The sequence below is a fragment of the Paenibacillus sp. FSL R7-0163 genome (genome assembly GCF_037969975.1).
GTDB classification, from domain to species: domain Bacteria; phylum Bacillota; class Bacilli; order Paenibacillales; family Paenibacillaceae; genus Paenibacillus_AQ; species Paenibacillus_AQ odorifer.
Genome location: NZ_CP150224.1, coordinates 5,384,591 through 5,408,295 on the forward strand (window position 1 = coordinate 5,384,591; position 23,705 = coordinate 5,408,295).

The following is a 23,705-nucleotide window of genomic DNA, read 5'->3' on the forward strand; positions in this document are numbered from 1 at the left end:
TTACAAAAAGAGCCAGCCAAGGGCCAGCTCAGATGCAAACGATATGATTTCTAACTTAAGTCAGAGGATGTGGTAAGCAAAAATTTGACGGCCCGACTAATCGCACCCGAGATTACACTTACATGCTCCTCTTGCTCAAGCAATGCCCAGCTTACTTCAAAGCTTGGAAGGTGTAAGGCCATCATACTGTTACATAAATCCAAGCTATCCTTGACCATATAATCCAGCTCTTCTCCACCGGCAATCATAAGCGTTTTAGGTAACTGACTTAGCGTATTGCTGTGTAAATCAGCTTTAAAACTCTCATACTCCTTTAAAAGTGCGTAATCATTCCACCAGATGGAAGCACTGCTTGCAATATAATGTGAGAACAAGGTGGGTTGTGTAAACAAAGCATGCAGCACAAATAATCCGCCAAAGGAATGACCAAACAATGCTTGCTTCTGCTTATTGATAACGAACCGCTGGGCAATGGCTGGCATTAACTCTTTTTCAAAAAAGGCTAGCAGCTCATCTGCCCCGCCAAATTCAGGCCAAAGCTCCCCGTTGGGACGTTTCGGTAAATTCGCAAGCTCGGCTGGCATGGTTAAATCATAGGTTCGACGCACGGTATCAAACGCCTCACCCCCAGGATAACCAATGCCAACAACAATCGCGGGTGGATAGCCTTTAGGCTTACGCGTCAGCAATCGGGTGATTTCTGCTGCGGTTTCAAAAAGTCCATTACCGTCAAGAACATAAATGACACCGTAGCCATCTTTTGCAGGCTCATCCAAAGGTTTGGCAATAAAAATTTCATAGTCCTTATTGTTAGCTTTACTCGTGATCAGCATCGTTTCATAGTTTGGTTTTACATACGGTTTGATAATCATGGCAGCAGGAACGCTACAATATCGTCCATCGTTTTTTGATAAGCAATTAATCCGCTGGATCTCCAGTGATCGCCATCCACCTCGAACACTTTACCTGCTTGAACTGCCGGCAGCGCCTTCCATAAAGGACTAGCTTTAATGTCTGCCAGGAAGGCATCTCCCAGACCATCATTATCGTTAATAAAGATATAATCCGCGTCTAAATCAGACAGCATCTCCAGCGAAATATCAGCGGACATTTCACCTTCTACAAGAGCACTTTGAGCAAAGCCTAGCTCACTCAGCACATAACCCCCGTAATGGAAGTTGCCCACTAAAAAGATCGCACGGGCATTCGCATTAATATAAATTGCTTTTTTACCGGCAGATACGCTGGCTAACTGTGCTTTAGTTGCTTCCAGCTTTGTATTGTAAGCAGCAATAGCTTCTGTTGCTTTATCCTCTAAACCTAGCAATTTCGCAATCGTTTCTGTGGCCTCCACTACATTGCCGAGTGCATTCTTAAACACGTAAGTTGGAGCAATTTGCGAGTAGTTTTCATAAACACCATTTTGTGCATAAAAAGCAGTGGGGAATATAATTAATTCCGGCTCCAAATCTACTACAGATTCTGGAGAGGGAACACCATTAGCGAAGCTGATTTCTTTTACACCACTTAACGTATCCTGTAGATACTGCTGCGGTCTTTCACCCGTGGACCATTGGGCTACTGGGGTTACACCAAGGGTAACTAAGTAATCCTCTAGACCAGGGGCATACACCTTTTGTACAGTCCCCGGAATGTTTACTGTATTGCCAACTTGATCAGTTACTACAAACGCTTCTCTAGCCGCTACTTCCGTTTCTTGTACAGCGGGTTCCTCCGTTGCAGTTGCACTCGTTTCGCTAGTTGTTGCTGGAGTATCTGTTGCTTGCTGATTCGCTGTATTATTGCCGCCGCAAGCTGTTAGTAGAATGGATAATAAACCAACCATTACAACATAACTTATTGTTTTTGTATTAAACCCCTTCATGATAGACCTTCCCTCTTTCTTATATTCTCAATAATAATCATTCTCAGTATTGAGTGTATAAGAGATAGGACGCATTGACCATGTAACATCTTATGATTAGACATGTACATTTTCAAGGTATCATCATTACTGCAACTTCCTCTAGCATTCGTTTTAAAGCCACAGGAGAGTATTCAAACCAAGGATCAGAATGAATAACATAGATTTGTTGCTGCTTAATAGCCTCTAACTGTCTAAACCCAGCGTCTCTCTGCAGATGATGCCATGTTGCGCGTGATTCATCATCGGGGCATATAATCGTAAACAGCTTATCTACCTTCAATTCACTTAACTCATCAAAAGTAATCTCGGCATTATATAGAACAGGCTGCTCATAACCAGATTCCGCTCCCAAATCCTGAAACAAAAGATGCTGAATGCCTGTATTACAATAAGCAAAAACTTGTTGCTGATAGATACGTATAACTAGAATTTTAGGTGGATTTGTGATCCACCCTAACTCGCGACGAACGTCTTCCAATCTTGCCCTATACTGCGTGATCCACTGTTTCGCTTCTTCTTGTTTATTTAATCGGGCAGCAAGTTCAGTTAACGCTATTAAGCAATCTTGTTTATCATCCAGCCAATAGATTGGAAAATGATCCTCTATCTGTTTTACCAGCTCTGACGACAGATCTTTTGGAGAAATAAGAAGATCAATTGGCAAATGCAATAGCTCATTTGGGCTGCAATAATTTTTGTTTTGGGTCAAGATTACCTTATGCTCGATTTCTTGCGACCACAAATTATAGTAGTACGGTGTCCATTTTGCACTTAAGGGTGCAGCAAAAGGGACCACTCCTGCCGCATGTAGATATCCCATCATATTCCCAGTTACAACACCGATATTTGATTTTTGTTGGCTGGAATACATCGTTGGGGAGATCCCTTCAACCTTTTTGAACACTCGGCTAAAATAAAACTCATCACTATATCCAACCGCTTCTGCTATAAACTTCAAGCGAACGTCTTGTTTCTGCAATAATTGTTTAGCCTTTTGAATCCGCAGCTGAGTAACATACTCCATTGGACTTTGTATATATTCCTGTTTAAACGCCGAGGAAAAATAACTGGAGCTAAGACCAGAAAGATTAGCTAAATGGGCTAAAGACAAGTGCTTCGTGAAATTCTCTTCTATATATTTTCTAACCTCGCTTAAATCCGTCTTTTGCGATTGTTTTTGCATTCTGTCACCTCTTTACTGCTTATATAAATGCACTTAACTCTTTATTCATTCATTAATTGATAATCATTATCAATTATACTTTTGTTTTTGGGGGGTGGCAATGGTTGGGGAACGTTCTATAAAAGTGTGCTCAAAAAAGAAGACGCTCAGGGGACTAATCCCCTCGCGTCTTCTGTGTGTAACTATAGGCTGCTGCTGCCCGGAGTAAGTCTTTTATTTTGAATCTACAGCCGGAGCCGGAGCTGCAACCGCTGCTCCATTCTTTTGCAAGTTCTCCTTCACTTGACCTTGCTCTAAAGGCTGAACAGGCGCACCAATGTTAAAGCTATCAATGATTTTCCCTAGTGTAGCTTGGTCAAAATCTACTTGGGAATACAACTCTACTGTATAGCCATCCTCTTCCCAAATCACAATTCCATTTGCAAAATAAACTTTAGTCCCGTTGATTACTTCTGTCTTCACTTCTTCCGTAGTGCTGATCCCATTGTCCCCGCCCTTGGAGATTAGAAAATCCACAGCATTCTCTCCGGAATTATACTGCACTTCAACCATGCTGGTCCCCTGAAGAACACAATTCACAAACTCATAGTCTCCCATCCAGTCGGGTGCCGGGAAGTTCATACCAAGTGCTGCACGGGCTTCATCCAGATTTAACTTAGCTGCAACCGGCAATTCAATGACCGCATTCTCCCCGCCTTGGGCATCTTCAGATGGAGTCATTGACTGTGCAGCCGAAGGAATTTCCTTATCGTATTGCGTGATTTCGAGATTTCCTACTTCAAACTTTGCCATTATCGATTGGAACATGTCCTGTGCATAGGAGGTTGCAGAGAATGCTCCACCCAGACAGATTACTGCACTGCCAATCACTATTGCATTTCTCCAGCTGCTTTTTTTCATCGTTATCCCGTCCTTTATCTCTGATTGGGGGCTAAGAGCCCCATGGTCCAATTTGTATATCAAGCGGTTATAGATTCTTTCTTTGGCGGTAGTGCTGCCCTGTTCGGCATTCTCAAGCCGTTCTATGGTCTTGCTGAATTTGGTGAGATCATCTTTCTTATTCATTTTTGAACCCTCCTGCCTTTAAGGAAATATGCAGTTTTTTCAAGCTTCTATATACTACGACACCGATATTGGACTCACTAACTCCCAAGATCTGTGCAATTTCGGAATTTTTCAGCCCAGCCCCATATTTCATTGCAATGATATTGCGTTCCTTCTCACGCAGCTTGGAGAGCGCCTTGAATAGTGCCTGATTATTATCCTCACGGATCGCCAGCTCCTCAGGAGACGGCTTGGGAAATATAAGCTCCAGCAACGAATCCAGTGAGGTATAGCTTCTTTTCTTCTGCGCCCGAAAGTAGTCCGTCACAGCATTTCTTACAATGGCAAACAGCCACACCTCAAAATTCGATTTTTCTTGTGAAAAACTATAATACTTACACATCACAGTCTCAAACACCTGACTGCATATGTCCTCTGCCGCGTGGTGGTTATTAATCCGATAACAGATATATTTGTAAACACGTTGGTAGTACGTATCATACATCCGGGTAAATTCCTCTTTGGACATGATAGCTTCACGTGATCTTTCGGTATTCATGTAACGCTCCACTTTACCTTGGATAACCTCCATCTCCACCCTCCTTCCACCTCACCTTCATCGAAAAGCTAAACAAATTGCGCAATTTGTTGTGAAGAAACTTACATATGTTAATACGGAGAAAAGGGCGGAGCATTAACAAAATGTTTTGATAATTGTGGATAGTGAGAAAAAACGCGGAAGCCAGCGGCTTTTTTCAACATTCATTCAATAGAACATACAGCAACTTCGAGCCGAATTTGTGGGATAAGGGAAATTCTATTATGAACAAGGTCAGCCGATGTTTCGGCGAGCTTATAGGCAAGTGGACGAAACAATGGCGGTAAAAGAGTGTTATCCGCGAAAGCGTTGATACTAGAGTTGCGGGGTGGATATAGGGAGGTGAAAAAGGGGAGAATCTCTGCGTTACAATTAATTTCATAATTTATGTACTTCAATTGTTCAAGTGAAATTTCCTTTCATTTCATTAATAATTTCCACAGTACTAATCTTCCAATTTAATCTCTCACGAACCAAAAAAAACAATAATTCGCCGGAGTATACCTCTTTTAGCACATTTTCCGAATTATACACCATCACTTCAAAACCAGAAGCTAGCACGAATACTTAAAGTATCCGCGCTAGCTACACTATAGCCAAATCCACTTTTGTATGATTCAGCTTGAGTTCGATGATGTTTTCGTTCCGTTCACCTTACTTCATTTTCACTAACCTAAATATTCCGAACTTCAACAACCTTCCCTAAGTCCACATACTGCTCATGATCCAGCTTCACCTTCACTCTGCCCTTTCGGCGCTTCTCCCGCCATTCACGAAGCTCTTCCTCCGTTTCTAGACGGAGCTCAGCAATCTCCAAGGCCCGATCCAGGATGTACTTGCTCGTGTAAAGCACCGTATAGATCCCTTGTCCTCCTAGTGTGATAGGCGCGTTTAAACTCTTCCATTCCTCAACCGTAAATCGTACATACAGATCTTCTTCAGTACCCGGGCGACAAGGAACCTCTTTAATCTCATTACGCCGCAGCACCTTCCAATCCGCTACTTTCCCTATCCAGTGAATCCCCGTTTTTGCAGGATCAATGAACTTTTTGCGGGATTGGCACATCGCTACGTATTCAATTTGCGTTAGTATCTTCTGATTTGCAAGATTCCTTAACGGCATATGATAAAAAGCTTTCTGCAGCGCCACCTCCACTTGTTCGGGTCCCCGGACAGAACCAACAAGCACATTTTTGCCCGCAAGCTGGTTGGCATAGTATTCTTTCGTGCCGCGCGGACGAGTGGATCATTAGTAATATTTTTTTATATGAGAATTCCTCCACTAAGTATGTATAATTTGGTGATTAAACCATTATATTTAGTACTTCCACATATTATATAAATCCACCAGATAACAAAATCTTCTGTACTTCGACTGTGCGGTTTTATCTTGTTCTAACTTGATTTCACTTACATCATCATTTAAGTGACTCAACTGCTCATCCACATTCAATCCAAAACAAAGCGCAGTTTGCATAATTACAACCAGCCCATCAAGTAGTCCATTGGGATAGGTCTGTAGAAAGCAAGCATAATCATGCAGAAGTTCTACTTTTCCAGATAAAATCTCTACGGCATATAAATTCATTTTTGCCAAATATCGAAATTCACGAGCAATCTCTTGCCCGTCCGGTCCTAAATCCTCCAACCATCCAAGTTCTACGTATCTGTAAATGCTATCCCTGGCTTGCTCGTAATCCCCCAGATGTTGATATGCAACTCCACGCATCTGTTGACTGAACCCAAAATAATAAACAAGTGGATGCTGCATCTTAATTAGAGGTATTGTCGTCCCCATCGCCTTATAGTACAGTCGCTCTTCATATATACGCTGGGCATAGCTATGCAAAATATCAGCAGTGTATAGCAGCTTATCCCACTTTTCAAAGTAATGTGCAGTTTCCAACATTTCGACAAGAACATCCGGGTTGAAGGCTTTAAGAATAGAGAGATGCAACCGTAAATCCCCCTTTTTTATCCATTTATACCTTCATTGTATATTTTGTAATCTAGAGGGTCAATATAAAAAGTACTAATAAGTACAGTTTTAATTATTATCAAGTTGCCTTTAATAGTCTGTTACGGTTAGCATTCCTCTTCTAACCTTAATGTAGAGGTGATCCTATGAATTTACCAGAAAGCGTCGGCAATCGCATTCGCGAGCTTAGAAAAGCAAAAGGATGGACACAAGAACAACTTGCCGAAGCTGCTTCGCTTCACTACAGTTACATAGGTGGTGTCGAACGAGGAGATCGAAATATCTCATTAGAGACACTAGAAAAAATTATTGCGGCGTTTGATGTTCCAGCTATAGAATTCTTTCGCTTCGAGGATGAGACACAGCGTCGCAAGGCGCTGGATGAGCATATGGCTTTGCTAAGCAGTAAAAGTGCAGAGGAAATAGCAGCACTCACTCGAGTAACCCGGGAAGTGATTGCTGCTACGGGATTAGATAAGAGAGAAAAGTAGGAATTTTAAATATTAACTTCATTACAAATATATTTAAATTTAAAATTCTGTATAAGAAAAAATACATTACCATATCGTTGTGTAGTACTGCACCACAACGTACGTCCTCCTAGCATTAAATTGAAGAGGTTTAATATGCCATCTACCGGTGTCTTTAGTTCATGAGATGTATTGGTCTATAGGCTCTGAAATACGCTGGCGAAGTTATAGACCTAGCTGAACATAAAGACGAAACGCCTTACAGATAATTTAGATGTGTTGGTCTGTTACCATTATGCCCATTAATAGCTATGTGCTCAGATTAACTTTAATCGGGGATGTTATTTAACTTTGACTATTAATACTTCTCGCATGACTTCAACTTTGCATTTAGTCTTGAAAAATATCCTTATCACAATTGCCTGACGTTATCTCTTTTTTAAAAGCAAAAACATTTTCTTTTGGAAGATCTCATACGATAAACGGAGAGTGTGAGTTGTAAGGATATTTTAATAATCTTTATATCCGTCCTGAATATTCTCTAGCAGGAAGCATAGAAGAAGCCGAGCGTAACTCAGTATAAGTACCTGAATTATACTCGGCTTCAAAGGAAATAGTATTGCTAAATATCATCTGTAATTAACACAGTCATAAAATCATAAATTTGATTTAATTTCTAATACTTTAAGTGCAATAACTTCCTATTGCAATACTTTATTGTTATTCGCTACATATGTCTTAGCCCATTCAGCAATAGGTCTAGCTACTGCTCTCGCCAACATAACAGGGACGGCATTTCCAATCTGTTTATATACTTTATCCACATGAGCATTTCTCATATTACCTTCTTCCGCTCCGGAGCAAAACTCATACCAATCAGGGAAGGTTTGTATTCTCTGAATCTCTTTTACGGATAGTCTACGATTATTCTCTTCGCCATCGGGAAATTCCCAGGAGTCTACTCCTTTTTTTCTCATAGGTACACCATCAGGATGGATTGGTGCTTGTCTACCTGAGGCTTGTATTGTAAAACTTTGCTCATGCCAGGCCTTCTTCCGATTTCGCGACATATAGATCGAAGAAAATGAACCTTCATAAGATCGACCTGGTGATTCCCTTAAGTCTCCAATTGCATCTTCTAGAGTTATAAAAGGGGCTTTTCCTTCTCCAATACCATGTGTAGGAGAAGGAAATTCATAATTAAAATCAATATCATTTCTAACACCTACTAAAAATACTCGATCTCTTAACTGTGGTACACCATATTCTCTAGCATTCAATAATTTGTGAGTAACTTTATAACCAACAGATTCAAAATCCTCTTTAATCTGTTTAAACACCTCTCCTTTTCCAAGAGTCAACATACCTTTTACATTCTCTGCAACAAATATTGCAGGCTTTGATTGTATGAGGCATCTAATAAATTGGAGATATAAAAAATTCCGTTTATCATCTATTAACCTTGGACCAGCTTCCGAAAATCCTGGACATGGAAACCCTCCCAATACAATATCTGCATCCGGAAATTCTTTCATTTTTCTGATATCACCATTCAGAACATTCACATGATCTTGATGGTTAACTTTATAAGTATCTAATGCTTCCTTAAAGAAATCGTTGGCAAACACGGTATGAAAAACGCTTTGATTTCGTACTATATCATAAGTTTTTTTATCTTTAAAAGCTTCCAATGCTTCATCATCACCTATAGTAGCTTGTAACCCTGCTAACTCAAAGCCTAAATCCAAACCACCAGCGCCACAAAATAGTGACACAAGATTAAGCTTTCCTATATTATAATGAAGTGTACCTTCAAGATCATATTTCAGATCGTGAAGAACCATTTCCTCTTCTATTTTTTCATTTAAAAATTTCTTGATTTCTTCTATATTGAGGTCCAGAGATGGTTTATATTTTGCGCGACCACGTTTATCAATTTTCATTTAATTCGACCCTTCCATGCTGTAGTAGTGCAGCACCTAGAACATTTGTTTGTATTTATTATATTCGTATTATTAAAAACGATCAATACATAATATTATTTGAAGCTAGGAGACTCAATATGGCTAAATCAAGACTCATTGGAGACCAACATGTTCAGGAAGTTCACATGGCTCTCCTCAAAAAAACATCAGTGGGTGACGATGCTGACTGGTCAGCCAACATCTCAGAATCCTCTAGGGAGACAGCTACATTTATCTTAAATAAATTCGATTTACCAACAAAGATTACTTGTAAGTTAGACAAGAAAAATCCTGATAAACACAATGATCTAATGATTACTAAAGACGGTATTAAGTATCCCATTAATCTATTTTTTGTACAAGGAAAAGGGTCCATTCAACCTAAAAATTTAGGTGCCAAAAGTTTCCTTTCGAAACATTTCCTCTCTGTCGATATACAAGATAGATTCAATTTTTTTGTTGAACAGGAGTATATTCAATATCTAAAAGAGCTTTTAGATCTAAAAGAAGTTGACTATAGCTATATAAAAGAAATCAAGCTTTTAAAAGCAAAAGTAAGGAGCTTATTTACCAGCTTTGACGATGACAGTAATGTTTGCAGAGATCGCTTTTTATTAAGCATCCGCGATTATTGCTTCAATTTACTACAAGAAACCTATAATAGCAATCACGATGGATTCATGAATGCCTTTAATTCTCTATTAATGGTGGATCAAACAAATATTATAACTCGAATTACTAAAGGAAAAATAATAATAGAAGAATTCAAACCTGAAATTTCTAATTATCATGAAATTGTTGTATATAAAAAGGGCAGAAATACCATCGGAATACAATGTGGAACAGTAGCATTAACACTTCGCTTTAAGTTTGAAAACAAACCTGACTCTTCCATAAAGCTAGCAACCGGTTTTGAAGAATATGATAAAATCGCTGATTTTTCATCCCATATCATTAATAAAAATAAAGGCACAATACAAAAAGTTGATGATATTATATCTAAAACTTTTCATTCACCTAACAAAAATACAAGTAACGCGGTCGGTAAATGCCATGAAGCATTCGCATATTATTGGATGCTAAAAAAACACCCAAATGTTATTCAAGCTGATGATCTTGAATGCGCCGCATTTTTATCTAATTATTTACCAAAGATTGATAGTGCAACAGCTAACGCTATCCAAAAAAGTTCTGAGAAGACAGCAGAAACTATTGCAAATTATATTTATGAAAAAAAAGGGGCAGTTTTAGTTGAAGGAATTCAGATTGTTGCTGACATTTATACAAGTGACCGTTTAAATACTGGAGACTTAAAAATATCAATTCGATTTGCTAATAGTCACGTTGAAGAGTTATACATTTCCTTAAAAGCCATACGAAAAATCGGTCAAAAAATCACAACAAAAAATCCTGGAATCGGTACTATACTCGATAAAACTTATTTTAATATCAGAACAGACTTAAAATCGCTAGTAACAGAAATAAAAGAAGAATATAATCATGGTCTGTCACGTCAAGATTGCTTAATGAAAATATCCCAAGAAATTGGAACAGCGTTAGAGACAGCACCTCAGGATAATTTAAAAAGAGGCATTGAGCATTTATTAGGAGAAGCTCTTATGATTATTACTGCGTATGAACAGAACAAGGCATTTTATATAGAACATCATGATATAACTAGCGATGTAAGAGTTCTTTGTAATACTCCTAGCAAAATACAAAATACTCTTCTATGGAATAATGGTAAGGAACAAATTTCATTGAGGGTAAAATTCAGCAGTGGAGAATCGCATGGTTGGTCATCTATTAAACTGTCATCAGAATATTTGTATACTCAAATCAAAAATTAATTATCTTAGAATAGTGTTTCGGCAATGCCTTACTAATAATAGTCTTTAATGAAAGTAGGCGGAAAAGGGTGGCACAAGTATTAAATGGAAAGGGATTTGAATATGCATGCCTTCAATCAATGCAACATCAGTTATCGGAAACTCAGCAAATAGTGATTTTGACAACACCGACTTATCTAAATGCTCAGTTATCATTTCATTGTTTAGATCCTATATTACAACAAAAATTTAATTTTGCAGCAGATGCTGCAATAAGGGTATTGAGACGACTCGAACCTCAATTAGAAAATCATCAAAATAATCAACCATTGATACTTACAATTCAGCAAGATGCTAGAGGACAACAGGGTGATGTCAGAGACGTCCTGACTGTTCGTAATCAAAACCAATGGGAAATAGGATTATCAGCTAAATATAATCATTCTGCCGTAAAACATTCAAGACTTTCGCAAAGAATTGATTTCGGTAGAGAGTGGTTAAATTATCCTGTTTCAGAAAATTACTTTAGGGAAATCAGACCCATATTTGATGAACTTGAAGAATTGCGGCACAGAAACTATCTCTGGAAAGATCTTGATCATAAAGCAGACCGTTTCTATGTCCCAGTTTTGAACGCATTTATACGAGAGTTACAAAGGCTTAGCCAAATGTATACGGATATTCCTTCTCGTTTGTTAAGTTATCTTCTTGGTCGCCATGACTTTTATAAGGTGATTGCACAAGGCAGAAATAGAGTTACTGAAATACAAGGATATTCAATGTACGGTACTTTGAACAGACAATCAGGTAACGTTGCACCTCAAATCCGATTACCAAGGTTGCGACTACCATCTAGGTTTTATGATATAGATTTCAAGCCTAATTCAAAAACAACAATTTTCATTGTATGTGATGAGGGTTGGAACTTATCTGCAAGAATTCATAATGCAAGTAGAGCTGTTGAGCCAAGTTTAAAATTCGATATTCAACTGAATGGCGTCCCCCCTACATTATATAGGCATTATGAACCCTGGGACTAAACTGATATATACTAGCCATTCCTAAATATCACAGGAATGGCTATTCAATTATCTAACAAGTGACTACATACGAATGTTTGATATAGAAAAGAGTGCGTGTCCTCCACCGCCTCATCTTCACAACCCCCTTCAACCTCAAAATTAAAAGGATAACACCATAAACAAGATATCAATTTCATTTTCATAGGTCTTTCCGCCACTTATTGTTACAAAGGAAATATTCGATGCATTTACTGTCTCAGCTATACTGTAAAGCTTACGTGTCATCGTCTGTAATTTTTATTTTCTCTACTAAAGGCACAATAGAAGTCTTAGAAAAGTTTTAATGCTGTGCTGTACATTCAATTTCCTTTTTATCCTTAAATTGAAAATCAGAATGCTGAAGAATCCTACTAATTATCGCTTGATCTGAGATTTCAAAGAGATTTCCCTCATTTATCCCATACTCTCTCATCTCAGATGATATGGTGACAATTGCATTGGCATATCTATTTATTGAATACTCTTTGATTGTTTGATTGTTTCATAATCATTTGGTTAAATTTTTCATATTCATTGGTCAACCAATCGCCTTTCTAATAACATTATTTTCACGTGACAGTAATTTAAAAAGAAAATAAGAAATGCAGAAGCAACTTATTTTGTACCAATCGGAAATATTCTCACAAAATTAATTTAATAACCTTTACTCCGTGACTCTTTTCAGTTCAAATTGTGTTGCCTCTAATATCAAAATAAATCTGTTATTATTTACATCCAAAAAACTTACGGGTATAGCAAGCCCTGTAGAAGAGTCGGAGATACTTAATACTTTTACTTCATCATTCATGCTTAAACTCGGCATATCCATTTTATAAACTCTATAAAAAGAGTCATTATTATAATGTATTTCTGTAATGTTATAGAGTGGTGTTTCTAGTTCATATTGATAAACAGTATAGTGTTCAAACCCTTCTGATGAAAAGGAATCTTTATTGATTATAATTTCATCACCAATAACGTTTTGCCCTTTTAGCAGTTGAGAGGTTTACTAGCCGTGTTTTAGTATAGTTAATATGAGCTGTTTGAAAAGAAATGACTGCATTGTGAACTGCTCATAAATGAAATCGACTGCTTCGGGAGGATCGATTTGGGGGAAGCATTGAAGTTATACAATTCCCAGAAGTATTTGAGAACGAGATGAAAATGAAACGATATACAAACCTATCGCACAGAATTCATTCCATAGATTCAAACTAAAAGACGATCAGTGACCTGCCCTTTGCAGAAACTGATCGTCTCTCTTGTCTTACAGTCCTTCTTCTCCGTACAAAAAAACCGAGAAAGAGCACTTTATTTAAAAGTGTCTATTTCTCGGTTATCGTGTATTTATTCGTTATTTAATTAGTTAGGTTGCTCTTCCATCGCTCTAATGGATTCATCCACCTTCACCATCATGGAACATTCGACTCTTTTGCGGAAGACGTCACAGCTGAAGTCATAGGTACCAATTAAGGAACCCGTCGCGTGCAGTGCATTGGCAGGACAACCACCGCTGCAGTAGAGTTTAGCCCAGCAGTCTTTGCATTCCGGCTTCGAGTAGCAGTTGCTCTCTTTAAATTGACATTGCAGCTCTGGCTTTGTGATGCCATCCCAGAGGTTCCCCATGCTATACTCTTCATCCCCTACGAACTGGTGGCAAGGAAAAAGCTCTCCCCAAGGGGTGACAGCAAGATATTCAGTTCCCGAACCACAGCCAGTAATTCTCTTCTGGATGCATGGTCCTTCTGAGAGATCAAGCATGTAATGATAAAAGGTAAACCCCTTGCCTTGTTCACCACGCCCGATCATTTCCTTCGCGAGAATTTCGTACTGGTTGTATATCTCCGGCAGGTCCTCCTCAGTAAGTGCATAGGGTTCCTTTGGATCACAGATGACTGGTTCCATCGAGATTTTGTCAAAACCAAGGTCTGCGATATGAAATATATCATTGGTAAAATCGACATTGTTACGAGTGTAAGTTCCCCGTACATAGTACTCTTGGTCTCCGCGCTTTCGAACGAATTCCTGGAACTTCGGAAGAATATGATCGTAGCTGCCTTTTCCGTTAACCGTTTGGCGAAGCCGGTCATGAACCTCTTTCCTTCCATCCAGGCTTAATACGACATTGTACATTTCCTGATTTAAAAACTCGGTGACCTCATCGTTCAGCAGCATCCCGTTCGTCGTGAAGGTGAAGCGGAACTTCTTTTTGTATTCTTGTTCTTTGCTTCTTGCATAAGCTACGATCTGTTTAACCACTTTCCAGGCCAAAAGCGGCTCCCCGCCGAAAAAGTCGATGTCCAGGTTGCGATGATGGCCCGAATTTTCAAGCAGGTAATCGATGGATTTTTGTCCAACCTCATAGCTCATGATCGCTCGGTCTCCGTTGTATTTCCCCTGGCTAGCGAAGCAATAGTCGCATGATAGATTACAGGTATGCGCAACATTGAGGCAGAGTGCCTTGACATAAGTTTTTCGTTTTTTTAAATCGAGCGAGAGGTTCTCATACTCATCTTTTGTAAAAAGCTGTCCATCATTTATAAGCTCCTCGATATCCACGATGGTTTCTCGAATGTCACTCTCAGAAATGCTGGAATCATGCTTATATTTTTCTAACATCATTGTCACGATTTGGTCGACAGAAGTTTTCTCATAATCCGCTATAATTTCATATGCTAGGTCATCAACAACATGTACCGAGCCACTGTAGGTGTCGAGCACGATATTGTATCCGTTTAGTTTATATTGATGAATCATACTTGCTAATCAAGCTCCTTTTGCACACAAGTAGAAACGGCTTTGCCATCCTTTAGAGGAAGCGTCCATTTCTTAAAAATAGCCGCCCATCATCAGAGCAATGGGCGGTAAAATTCCTAATCCTATCTGTTCATTGCATTTTCACACTTCTGGTTTGCAACGCCGCAGGAAGTTTTACAAGCGGACTGGCAAGATGTCTGGCATGCGCCGCATCCGCCGTGTTTTGCGGTATCCATCAGTTTGCGGGTGCTTAGGGTTACGATTCTTTTCACGATAAATGACTCCTTCTGTAATTTCTTGTGATCACTTTCACTTAATTTCCATGGAACATCGTAGCAACATCACGCAAGTACGTCTATGATGCCTGTCACCTAGCAGAGTAGAGAGGCATTAAACATATAAACAAAGTAGCATCAATGCTAATTCCCGTTCAGTCTTTCATGCTTGTGATCGTAGGATGCCGTAGCGGGAACCAGAGTCAGAGCAATACTAAAAAAGTGAAACAAAAAAGAGACGGCAATGATGCCATCTCCTTTAACAACATTTTTTCTCATACTTGTCCTTAAAGTCCAATAAATATAAGGATCTCATTGCACTGTATCCCTCCTTACCGGTAGAGCGACACTCTCCACATGCGTGGGTGGACAGTGTGAACAAACTTATATTAGGAGCCCTAAGACACTTCCGGACATTTTATCTGCTCTTGAATATTCAATGAATTTATTTATTTTTATAATGTACTACGCCTTAGTTCATAAAAATATTGCACAATCGGATGCTTTAACTTCATCTTCTCGCTCATGTTTAAAATCCAACCGTTTTGATAGAAGGCGGCTCTGAGCATAGCATCTATGGCGTGCTGCAGAGGGACGAGAATGGCCCTCCTATCCATAACCGAACGGATGCTTTTTGTACTCTATCGGGCTTGAGCCGACTCTATTTTTAAACACACGACTAAAATAGTACTGGCTCTTATACCCTACCTTCACGGCCAGATCCCCGATTTTGATATTCGGCATTACGTCATCTAGAATCTCCTTCGCCTTCGATATCCGAAGCTCGGTGACATAGTCAAGGAATGAAGCACCGATTTCTTGCTTCATACGCTTGCTAAGATAGGTTTGGTTGATATGAAATAGCGCTGCTACTCGAGTAATAGACAGCTCCGGATCCTGATAATGACTGTCAATATACTCCGTCACTTTTTGGATAAGCACTGTTCCATCCCCTGTATACCCGGGAAGCTCCCGCTCCTTATCCACCCTGCCTTCATGTGAATGCAAAGGATATTTTACCTGAAGATGCTCATCGATCCGATGAAGCAGCTTGTTCAGATCACTCTTCGGCACAGGTTTCAATACATAATCGAATGCTTGCAGTTGCACGGCTTGACGCGCATATTCAAAGTTATCGTACCCGCTGATGATGACAACCAGAACCGACGGGCAGCGTTCGCGCAATATATTCATCAGATCGAGCCCATTTATATTCGGCATGTTGATGTCCACAAGACATACATGTGGTGGGGCTTCCTCCACCATATTCAATGCTTCGTTTGCACTTTTCGCTTCTCCTGCAACCTCAAAAAGATACGGACTCTCCTCAATGTATTGTCGCAAGCCTTTGCGAATGATCGTTTCATCATCGACGATGACAATCTTCCACATCTTCATTCCACTCCCCGTCCAAAGGTATTCGAATGACCATAACGGTAATGCCATCTTCGCTCTTCACTGCAAGGCCATATGGCACCCCGTAAGTTAGTCGAATGCGATGGTTTACACTGTATAGCCCAAAGCCTGTGGCAGAACGATCATATGTATCATCAAGAAGGGCTTGATTCATCTGTTCAAGCTTTTCTTTCGGAATCATAACCCCATTATTTTCAACCTTAATGACCATATAATTGGCCTTTTTATATGCTGTAATCGAAATTTTACACTTTTGATCCCCAAGTGGCTTAATCCCGTGATAAATCGCATTTTCCACCAACGGCTGCAGCATGAAGCGAACGACTTGGCACTGAGCAAGCTTTTCATCATATCGTAGCTCGTAGTCCAGAATCTCCTCATATCGCACACCTTGAATATGAAGATAACTCTCGACATGGTACAACTCCTGATCAAGCAGAATGTAGGGACTGCCTGTGCCAAGCCCTAATCGGAAATACGCGCTAAGCGCTTCCACCATCTCCACCACATTGTCTGCTCCATGTTCCGTTGCCATCCACTGGATCGTATCCAATGTGTTGTATAAAAAGTGCGGCTTGATCTGCTCATGAATCAGTCTGAGTTCCATCTCCTTTCGGTCCTGCTCCACAGCGTATAATTGAACAAGCATGTCATTGAAGCTTCGTCCAAGATCGCCGATCTCATCCGAGCGCGTAACATCTGCTCGTATGGTTTGGTTGCCGTTCTGCACATTTTCCATTACCTGGCGAAGCGACTGAATTGGACGAATAATGGAAGAAGCAAGCAGCATCAGAAAGACGATAAACGCACTACCGATAAGAACGCCTACCAGCAATGCAGTCCGCTGGGTTTTGATCACCGCTAGCGATAGACTTGAATTCGGTACTTCGAGTACTAGCTTCCAGCCTTCCACATTTTGAATTGGAGCCTCAAATACACTCATGTTCTTCTTATCTGCTGCCTCCTCCGCTCCATCTTCTTCACCCAGCTCTCTGCAATCGACGATAAGCTGGCCTGACTGGTCATATAGCATTACATCTTGAGCAATCTCCTTCATCTTCTTGACGGAGACGGCTGCGGCAATATAAGCTACCTCATCATTCACCGATGGATTCACGCGATAAAGAATGACGACGATTTCGGCTGCATTCGCTTTGGATACGATCGGATTGCTCACCACATAATTGGAATCTGAATTCAGCAGTTTTCGATAGTAGGGTCGGTTTAGTATCGAAAAAGGCTTGTCCCTTGCTGACCAGGAATTTCCGTGAATATCCACCACACGTATGGATTCGTACTCTACTTGCTTCTTCGCCTCGAACTTATCGAACTCTTGCAGCAATTCATCTCGTGTCCACTGATGGTCCGAAGCTAGAGAAGCAAGCATGTCTATCTCTCCAATGCGCTGATTAAACCAATAATCAATCTGGTCGCTGCGTGCAGTAACCACTTGCTGCGTTAAGTTCTTATTCAAAGGGACAACCGTATGGTTCATCTCCAAATATATTGTTACAAGCAATGCAACGAACAGCAGCAAGAAGCAGCCTCCTGCGATTAACGTGATTTTTAAGTGAATTGATTTCATTGTAATCATAGCCCTTCACAATATCCGTCTCTTACATGCCCGAAAAAGACAAAAAAACACTAATCTGTGCAAATACATAATGCTGTACTAAATCTATAATAGGTCTTGTGCATATTTTCACATGAAATAACATTCATGTCTAGGCTAGAGATAAAGGATTTGCCTAGCAAATCCTCCTCTCCCTAGGGTATGTAACCAATTCACAACAGAATGAAGGAGATATTATGCGAACTCACACGAAAAAGCTGTTATCTATTCTACTAGTCCTCAGTCTTATGTTCACGCTTGCTGCTTGCGGCAGTAAAGATGCAGAGCCCGCTGCAGATGCAAACGGAGTTCAAGTCTTTGAAGGAGTTGGGCAAGGTAAACATGGCGATATTAAAGTACAAGTCTCCTTATTAGATAACAAGATCACTGACATTAAAGTGACAGAGCATAAGGAAAATGAAGTACTTGCAGAACCTGTTTATACGCAGCTCAAGCAAGATGTCATGGCAACTAACAGCGCAAAAGTTGATGCCATTAGCGGATCTACAGTTACAAGCAAAGGATATCTCGAAGCCATTCAAGATGCCATTACGAAGTCTGGACTTACCCTTGTCGCTGGCGCTGCAGTCAGTGGAAGCAAAGACAAAGAAGAAGTCGAGCAAACCTATGATGTTGTCGTCATCGGTGCCGGGGGTGCTGGCTTTAGTGCGGCTATCGAAGCGAAGAGCGCTGGAGCTAATGTAGTTCTGCTCGAGAAAATGCCAGCTGTTGGCGGCAACACATTGATCTCCGGTGGTGAGATGAATGCGCCGGACAACTGGGTTGAACGTGCTCTTGGCATCACTGATGACACGGCTGACTTGTTCTATGATGATACGATGAAAGGCGGAGACAACCTCGGGGATCCAAAGATGGTTCGTATTCTTGCCGACAATGCTCTAGCATCTGCCGAATGGCTGCGCGATGATATCAAGGTAGAGTTCTTACCTGATCATCTGTTCCAATTTGGAGGCCATTCCAGAAAACGTGCGTTGATTCCTGTAGGTCATACAGGTGTTGAATTGATTACTAAGTTAAAAGCCAAAACAGACGCTGATCAAATCACGATCAAAACGAATATGAAAGCCGAAACCTTGCTGAAGGACGAAAGCGGCAAAATAACAGGTGTAACTGCGACTTCGGGTACTGGCGACAAGATCACATTCCATGCGAACAAAGGCGTCATCATCGCTACCGGTGGTTTTGGATCCAATGTAGAGATGCGTAAAAAGTATAACCCTAAAATGGATGAAAAATATATGTCTACCGATACACCAGGATCTACAGGTGACGGTATCGTTATGGCAGAAACGATTGGCGCCAAACTGACAAACATGGAGAGTATTCAAACGTATCCAATCTGTAATCCTGAGACAGGTGTTATTTCCCTTGTTGCAGATTCCCGCTTCGATGGTGCGATCCTGATTAACCAAGAAGGCAAGCGCTTCGTTGAGGAATTAGAACGTCGAGACGTTATTTCTAAAGCAATTCTTGCCCAAACGGGCGGATATACGTATCAATTATGGAACCAAGGTATTGAGGATATCGGTAAAACGATAGAAGTTCATCAAGACGAATACGATCAACTCGTTAAACAAGGCTTGCTCTTTAAAGCCGATACGATTGAGGAGGCAGCTGATTTCTTCAAAATCGACGTGAACACTTTGAAAGAAACGATTAATAAAGTAAATGATTATGCGAAAACAGGTAAAGACCTTGATTTCAAACATCGCGGTGGATTGAAATCTCTTGAAAAAGGCCCTTACTACATCGAAAAAGCTGTACCCTCCGTTCACCATACAATGGGCGGCTTGGTGATCGACGAGAAGACTCGCGTATTGAATGAAAAAGGCGAAGTCATCCCTGGGTTGTTCGCTGCAGGTGAAGTAACAGGGGTCATTCATGGTGCAAACCGTCTTGGCGGTAATGCCATCGCTGATATCTTCACATTCGGCCGGATTGCAGGCAAACAAGTTGTAGCAGAGTAATCTTACTTTTTGTGTAACTGCTCTATTAATAAGGTAGACTTAAAAACGTGCAAGATAACTTGTAGAGTGCCGGTTGACTGCTAACTTTCAAGCTGCCCTCTATGACATAGCAAACCGCCCTGTTAGCAACATTGCGAACAGGGCGGTTTATTATGGTGGAGTCTAGGGGCTACGCTCGTCTAACTCGCGGCTCTTTTATCGTTCTCCGTTCGTGGAATTAAAATTCCCCAATTATTTAGTGACTAATTGACAAGGGTTCCTTCAAATTTCCTAGACACTGGAAAACTTAAGTAAGTAAAGGGGGTTGAATCACTGTTACATCCCTCACCAACAAAGGCACTGACTCCACATGTGTGGAAACAAGATATACGATTCCTCCTCCCCTTCAGGCCCAAGTCTACCTTGAACAAAAGCGGAGACCCACAGTAGAACACGTAAATGTGTATCTCAACTACATTTTAACCTCGTCACCTTAGTTTACAACAGCATGAAGCTCATCGTAGATCGTGTTAGCAAATAACAAGACATGCAAACAGCATAAAAATAAAAGTGTAATACGATGACATTGGAGTCGTCTGTAATTTTTCAAGTCAATGCATTTTGAAAATGATTCACTTATCGAAAAACTATAATAACATATCTTCGGCAGGGTCAACTCTATAACAATGCTCTGAATTTCGCTTACACTCTAATGCAGGAACCCTTTTTGTAGTTTCACGCTTTCTTCTACCATCACTGTACTGTACCTCTCTCCATTCCACTGGTTTATTATAATATTTCATCTTTCCCCCACATTGAGGACATTTATCAATATGTATTTTCTCTAATGTCAATCTTTTACCATAACCACTGATTGCAAAATTAAAAAACAGAGGGTACCTCGTTTGACTTTTGGCAATTCTCCTAAGACTAAGAAAAACCACAAATAAGATAATCAGTATTACAAATATTATTAAATAAGTCTGGCTTTCAAAACCTACTGATGCCTTCAGAGTTCCATTAAAAACATTCAGACCACTTTTTACTATTTTAATGCCAATAGGAAGGACCCCTCCAATTGCAATGGCAAAGCTAATCCACGTTAAAACAGCCATAGTAAATGGGCTCCGCCATGTTGGTTCAGGCGTATATTTTGCCTCTTGATGATTAGTGTTTTGTATGTTGTTAATGATATCTCCTGCAGCAATTTGTGTTGGTCCATTAAAATTTGTCTTTTCATTAAAATTATTTTGATTAATATTTTTTTGGATTTTCCCCATATTTCCCTCACTTAGTTTTATTTATTTCTTTGAACTATACTTCTTTGTTTTATATTTTGTGACCTGCTAAGTTTGGAAAAACCATCAGCCTTCCCAAGAGACTTATGCAGGTCTTTGGTTAATCTGTTCAATAATCCTAGGATGGATGTAGGAGTAACCTGTAGCCCCATCTTCACTCTATTCGATGAGATAGCTGGTCACCAAGCGAATGCAAGCATCCCGGCCGTCCTTCCGTTTATTCAATTATTTATTTAGAATGATAAAACACCCATGACGCTAGAATTACTTCTATAGACCCAGTACAAAGTCCTGCAAAATATTACAAATTAATCTTTCAATTGCAAACGACAACAGGTTCGAATTCGACCAGCCGACGAGCAAATGGCATTTCAAGAAACGGAGTATTTCAAGGAGAAGGCAAAAGAAAGTTGCAAAATCGAAGCGAAGAACTGCGAACTCAGGCATCGGCACGGGTACGACGTAGCGTCGTCCTCGGGTCTAATAGGGATGCAAATACAAGGGGCAATGGCGATATTCGCGGAACTTGAAGCGAATAATGAACCTGGCAGACTAAGAACAAGGAAAAAACGCCTTGAAAAAAGCGGCACCTTCCGAAAAATCCGGATCAGGTACCGCTTTTTTATTCGCTTGATTCTTGGTCTCCCCGAAAAATTGCTAGTTCTTCAGCGGCCTCTCACAAAGGATTGGGCTTTTAATATAGGTAAATGTGGCTCAGAGATATTACTTTTTAATAAGCGACACACAGCACTCCACATGCACCGTATGCGGGAACATATCCACCGGAGTTACCTCCACTGTCTTGTACCCGCCATCCTCCAACACACGCAAGTCCCTTGCTAATGTCGATGGATTACACGACACATACACCACACGCTCCGGCTTCATAGCCAGAATCGTCTCTAACAACCGCGGATCGCAACCCTTACGCGGTGGATCGACCACGATAACATCCACCGTAATCCCTTGCTCTTTCCAATTCGGAATGACATCTTCAGAGGCACCAACCTCGAACACTACATTCTTCATCTCATTCAACTTCGCATTCGCCCGGGCATCCTCAATAGCTTCCGGTACAATTTCGACACCGTATACCTTAGCCGCATGCTGCGCCAAAAAGAGGGAGATCGTACCGATCCCGCAATAGGCATCAATAACCGTTTCATTGCCAGTCAGTCCGGCATATTCAACGGTTTTACCGTACAACACCTCAGTCTGTGCCGGGTTCACTTGATAGAACGAACGCGCTGAGATAGCGAACTGTACATCGCCGATGTAGTCATAGATGACGTCTCTGCCCCACAGGACGCGGGTTTCGCCACCGAAGATGACATTCGTGCGCTGAGTGTTGACGTTCTGGCAGATGCTGACTACATCTGGCAGCTGTTCGCGGATGCTGCCGAGCCAGGCGTCCAGGTGTGGGATGTCGCGGCCGTTGGTTACGAGGACAACCATCATTTCACCGGTACGGAAAGCTTTCTTCACGACGACATGGCGCAGCAGGCCACGACCGGTTTCTTCACTATAAGCAGAGATGCCAAGTTCTCTGCCGATGTCTTTCACCTTGCGCACAACGTCATCATTATCCTCATGCTGGATTAAGCAGGTTTCCATATCGATGATACGGTGACTTCCGCGTGCATAGAAGCCTCCTACAAGACCGCCTTCGGTTACACCAATTGGTACCTGAGCCTTGTTGCGGTAACGCCAAGGCTCGTCCATGCCGAGTGTCGGGCGGACAAGAATGCCATCTGTATGAGCTACTCCAGCGCCATCAGTCGTACCATCTGCAATGCCGCCATAGTTGGCACTGTCCGTCTGACTCTCAACAGCTTCATTCTCTTTGCTCTTTCCGCTATCCCCGCCACCACTCACCCGAAGCTTCCCAATCCGCTCCAGGTTGTCCACCACCAGCTGCCGTTTCCACGCCAGCTGAGCAGTATAGTCCATATGCTGCAGCTGGCAGCCGCCGCATTGGTCATAGATCTCGCAAGGCGCCGCGATGCGGGCGCTGCTTGCTTCTACTATATTCAGCAGTTTGGCGTAGCCATACTGCTTTTTGGTCTTGAGCACCTTTGCCCGGACTTTCTCTCCGGGAAGGGCTCCCTGCACAAAAAGGGTAAAGCCTTCTACGCGGCCTACCCCTTCACCTTCATGGGTCATGCCGATAATATCGAGCATAACCTCATCATTTTTATTCACAGGCAGTCCGGCGACAGGCGCCTTGCCGGCTGGGCGGCTGGTGCTGCGTCCACTGCGGTGTTTACTCATTATTTATTGTTCACTTCTTTCATTATCATCGCTGTATAATCCCACTCTTACTTTC

At 41.0% G+C, this 23,705-nt stretch carries 18 protein-coding genes and 1 pseudogene; 5 read left to right on the forward strand and 14 right to left on the reverse strand.

Annotation, left to right across the window (positions count from 1 at the left end; translation table 11 throughout):
- Nucleotides 1-50 precede the first annotated feature (50 nt).
- The 7 genes from NST45_RS23650 to NST45_RS23680 form a co-directional block, all read right to left on the reverse strand.
- Nucleotides 51-872 (reverse strand): alpha/beta hydrolase-fold protein, encoded by an 822-nt coding sequence (locus NST45_RS23650; RefSeq protein WP_076098724.1) that lies wholly within the window; start codon nucleotides 870-872, stop codon nucleotides 51-53.
- Nucleotides 869-1,885 carry an ABC transporter substrate-binding protein gene (locus NST45_RS23655; protein ID WP_076142284.1) on the reverse strand — a complete coding sequence of 339 codons (1,017 nt, stop codon included), beginning with the start codon at nucleotides 1,883-1,885 and terminating at the stop codon, nucleotides 869-871. The genes NST45_RS23650 and NST45_RS23655 overlap by 4 nt, the downstream gene beginning before the upstream one ends.
- Before the next feature lie 112 nt (nucleotides 1,886-1,997).
- Nucleotides 1,998-3,110 (reverse strand): helix-turn-helix domain-containing protein, encoded by a 1,113-nt coding sequence (locus NST45_RS23660; protein WP_076142283.1) that lies wholly within the window; start codon nucleotides 3,108-3,110, stop codon nucleotides 1,998-2,000.
- A gap of 213 nt (nucleotides 3,111-3,323) precedes the next feature.
- Nucleotides 3,324-4,175, reverse strand: coding sequence for a hypothetical protein (locus tag NST45_RS23665; protein ID WP_038568709.1), 852 nt, complete (start codon nucleotides 4,173-4,175; stop codon nucleotides 3,324-3,326).
- Nucleotides 4,168-4,746: a sigma-70 family RNA polymerase sigma factor gene (locus tag NST45_RS23670; protein WP_052096766.1), complete on the reverse strand. Its 579-nt coding sequence runs from the start codon at nucleotides 4,744-4,746 to the stop codon at nucleotides 4,168-4,170. The genes NST45_RS23665 and NST45_RS23670 overlap by 8 nt, the downstream gene beginning before the upstream one ends.
- Nucleotides 4,747-5,425: 679 nt before the next feature.
- Complete coding sequence (locus NST45_RS23675; protein ID WP_038568707.1) at nucleotides 5,426-5,908, reverse strand: hypothetical protein; 483 nt, start codon at nucleotides 5,906-5,908, stop codon at nucleotides 5,426-5,428.
- Nucleotides 5,909-6,070: 162 nt separating this feature from the next.
- Nucleotides 6,071-6,709 carry a hypothetical protein gene (locus NST45_RS23680; RefSeq protein WP_052096764.1) on the reverse strand — a complete coding sequence of 213 codons (639 nt, stop codon included), beginning with the start codon at nucleotides 6,707-6,709 and terminating at the stop codon, nucleotides 6,071-6,073.
- Nucleotides 6,710-6,876: 167 nt separating this feature from the next.
- Between NST45_RS23680 and NST45_RS23685 the strand changes: the two genes are divergently transcribed.
- Complete coding sequence (locus tag NST45_RS23685) at nucleotides 6,877-7,221, forward strand: helix-turn-helix transcriptional regulator (protein ID WP_038568705.1); 345 nt, start codon at nucleotides 6,877-6,879, stop codon at nucleotides 7,219-7,221.
- A gap of 680 nt (nucleotides 7,222-7,901) precedes the next feature.
- Here NST45_RS23685 and NST45_RS23690 read toward each other — a convergent pair.
- A complete protein-coding gene (locus NST45_RS23690; protein WP_038568703.1) occupies nucleotides 7,902-9,143 on the reverse strand; it encodes a DNA cytosine methyltransferase in 1,242 nt (413 codons plus the stop codon).
- Between the two features lie 119 nt (nucleotides 9,144-9,262).
- Between NST45_RS23690 and NST45_RS23695 the strand changes: the two genes are divergently transcribed.
- On the forward strand, nucleotides 9,263-11,014 hold the full coding sequence (locus tag NST45_RS23695; protein ID WP_038568701.1) for a hypothetical protein: 1,752 nt from the start codon (nucleotides 9,263-9,265) through the stop codon (nucleotides 11,012-11,014).
- 68 nt (nucleotides 11,015-11,082) lie between these two features.
- Nucleotides 11,083-12,033 carry a HaeIII family restriction endonuclease gene (locus NST45_RS23700; RefSeq protein WP_038568699.1) on the forward strand — a complete coding sequence of 317 codons (951 nt, stop codon included), beginning with the start codon at nucleotides 11,083-11,085 and terminating at the stop codon, nucleotides 12,031-12,033.
- Nucleotides 12,034-13,416: 1,383 nt separating this feature from the next.
- Here NST45_RS23700 and scfB read toward each other — a convergent pair.
- The 4 genes from scfB to NST45_RS23720 all read right to left on the reverse strand — a co-directional run bounded on the left by scfB (nucleotide 13,417) and on the right by NST45_RS23720 (nucleotide 18,039).
- Entirely contained in the window at nucleotides 13,417-14,811 is a 1,395-nt protein-coding gene (gene scfB / locus NST45_RS23705; RefSeq protein WP_038568695.1) for a thioether cross-link-forming SCIFF peptide maturase, read from the reverse strand.
- A 122-nt stretch (nucleotides 14,812-14,933) separates the two neighbouring features.
- The gene (gene scfA / locus NST45_RS23710) at nucleotides 14,934-15,083 is read right to left on the reverse strand and encodes a six-cysteine ranthipeptide SCIFF (RefSeq protein WP_076098734.1); all 150 of its coding nucleotides are present in this window, start codon (nucleotides 15,081-15,083) and stop codon (nucleotides 14,934-14,936) included.
- A 612-nt stretch (nucleotides 15,084-15,695) separates the two neighbouring features.
- The gene (locus NST45_RS23715) at nucleotides 15,696-16,478 is read right to left on the reverse strand and encodes a response regulator (RefSeq protein ID WP_038568693.1); all 783 of its coding nucleotides are present in this window, start codon (nucleotides 16,476-16,478) and stop codon (nucleotides 15,696-15,698) included.
- Nucleotides 16,453-18,039: a histidine kinase gene (locus tag NST45_RS23720; protein WP_052096762.1), complete on the reverse strand. Its 1,587-nt coding sequence runs from the start codon at nucleotides 18,037-18,039 to the stop codon at nucleotides 16,453-16,455. The genes NST45_RS23715 and NST45_RS23720 overlap by 26 nt, the downstream gene beginning before the upstream one ends.
- 272 nt (nucleotides 18,040-18,311) lie before the next feature.
- Between NST45_RS23720 and NST45_RS23725 the strand changes: the two genes are divergently transcribed.
- The gene (locus tag NST45_RS23725) at nucleotides 18,312-20,102 is read left to right on the forward strand and encodes a flavocytochrome c (protein ID WP_038568691.1); all 1,791 of its coding nucleotides are present in this window, start codon (nucleotides 18,312-18,314) and stop codon (nucleotides 20,100-20,102) included.
- 626 nt (nucleotides 20,103-20,728) lie between these two features.
- On the opposite strand, the gene NST45_RS23730 is transcribed toward NST45_RS23725, so the two are convergent.
- Nucleotides 20,729-21,361: a hypothetical protein gene (locus NST45_RS23730; RefSeq protein ID WP_036684787.1), complete on the reverse strand. Its 633-nt coding sequence runs from the start codon at nucleotides 21,359-21,361 to the stop codon at nucleotides 20,729-20,731.
- 375 nt (nucleotides 21,362-21,736) lie between these two features.
- On the opposite strand from NST45_RS23730, the pseudogene NST45_RS23735 reads away from it, so the two are divergent.
- Nucleotides 21,737-21,935: pseudogene (locus NST45_RS23735) on the forward strand (IS5/IS1182 family transposase); the annotation flags it as partial.
- 167 nt (nucleotides 21,936-22,102) lie between these two features.
- Here NST45_RS23735 and rlmD read toward each other — a convergent pair.
- A complete protein-coding gene (gene rlmD / locus NST45_RS23740) occupies nucleotides 22,103-23,650 on the reverse strand; it encodes a 23S rRNA (uracil(1939)-C(5))-methyltransferase RlmD (RefSeq protein ID WP_038568689.1) in 1,548 nt (515 codons plus the stop codon).
- Between the last annotated feature and the right edge of the window lie 55 nt (nucleotides 23,651-23,705).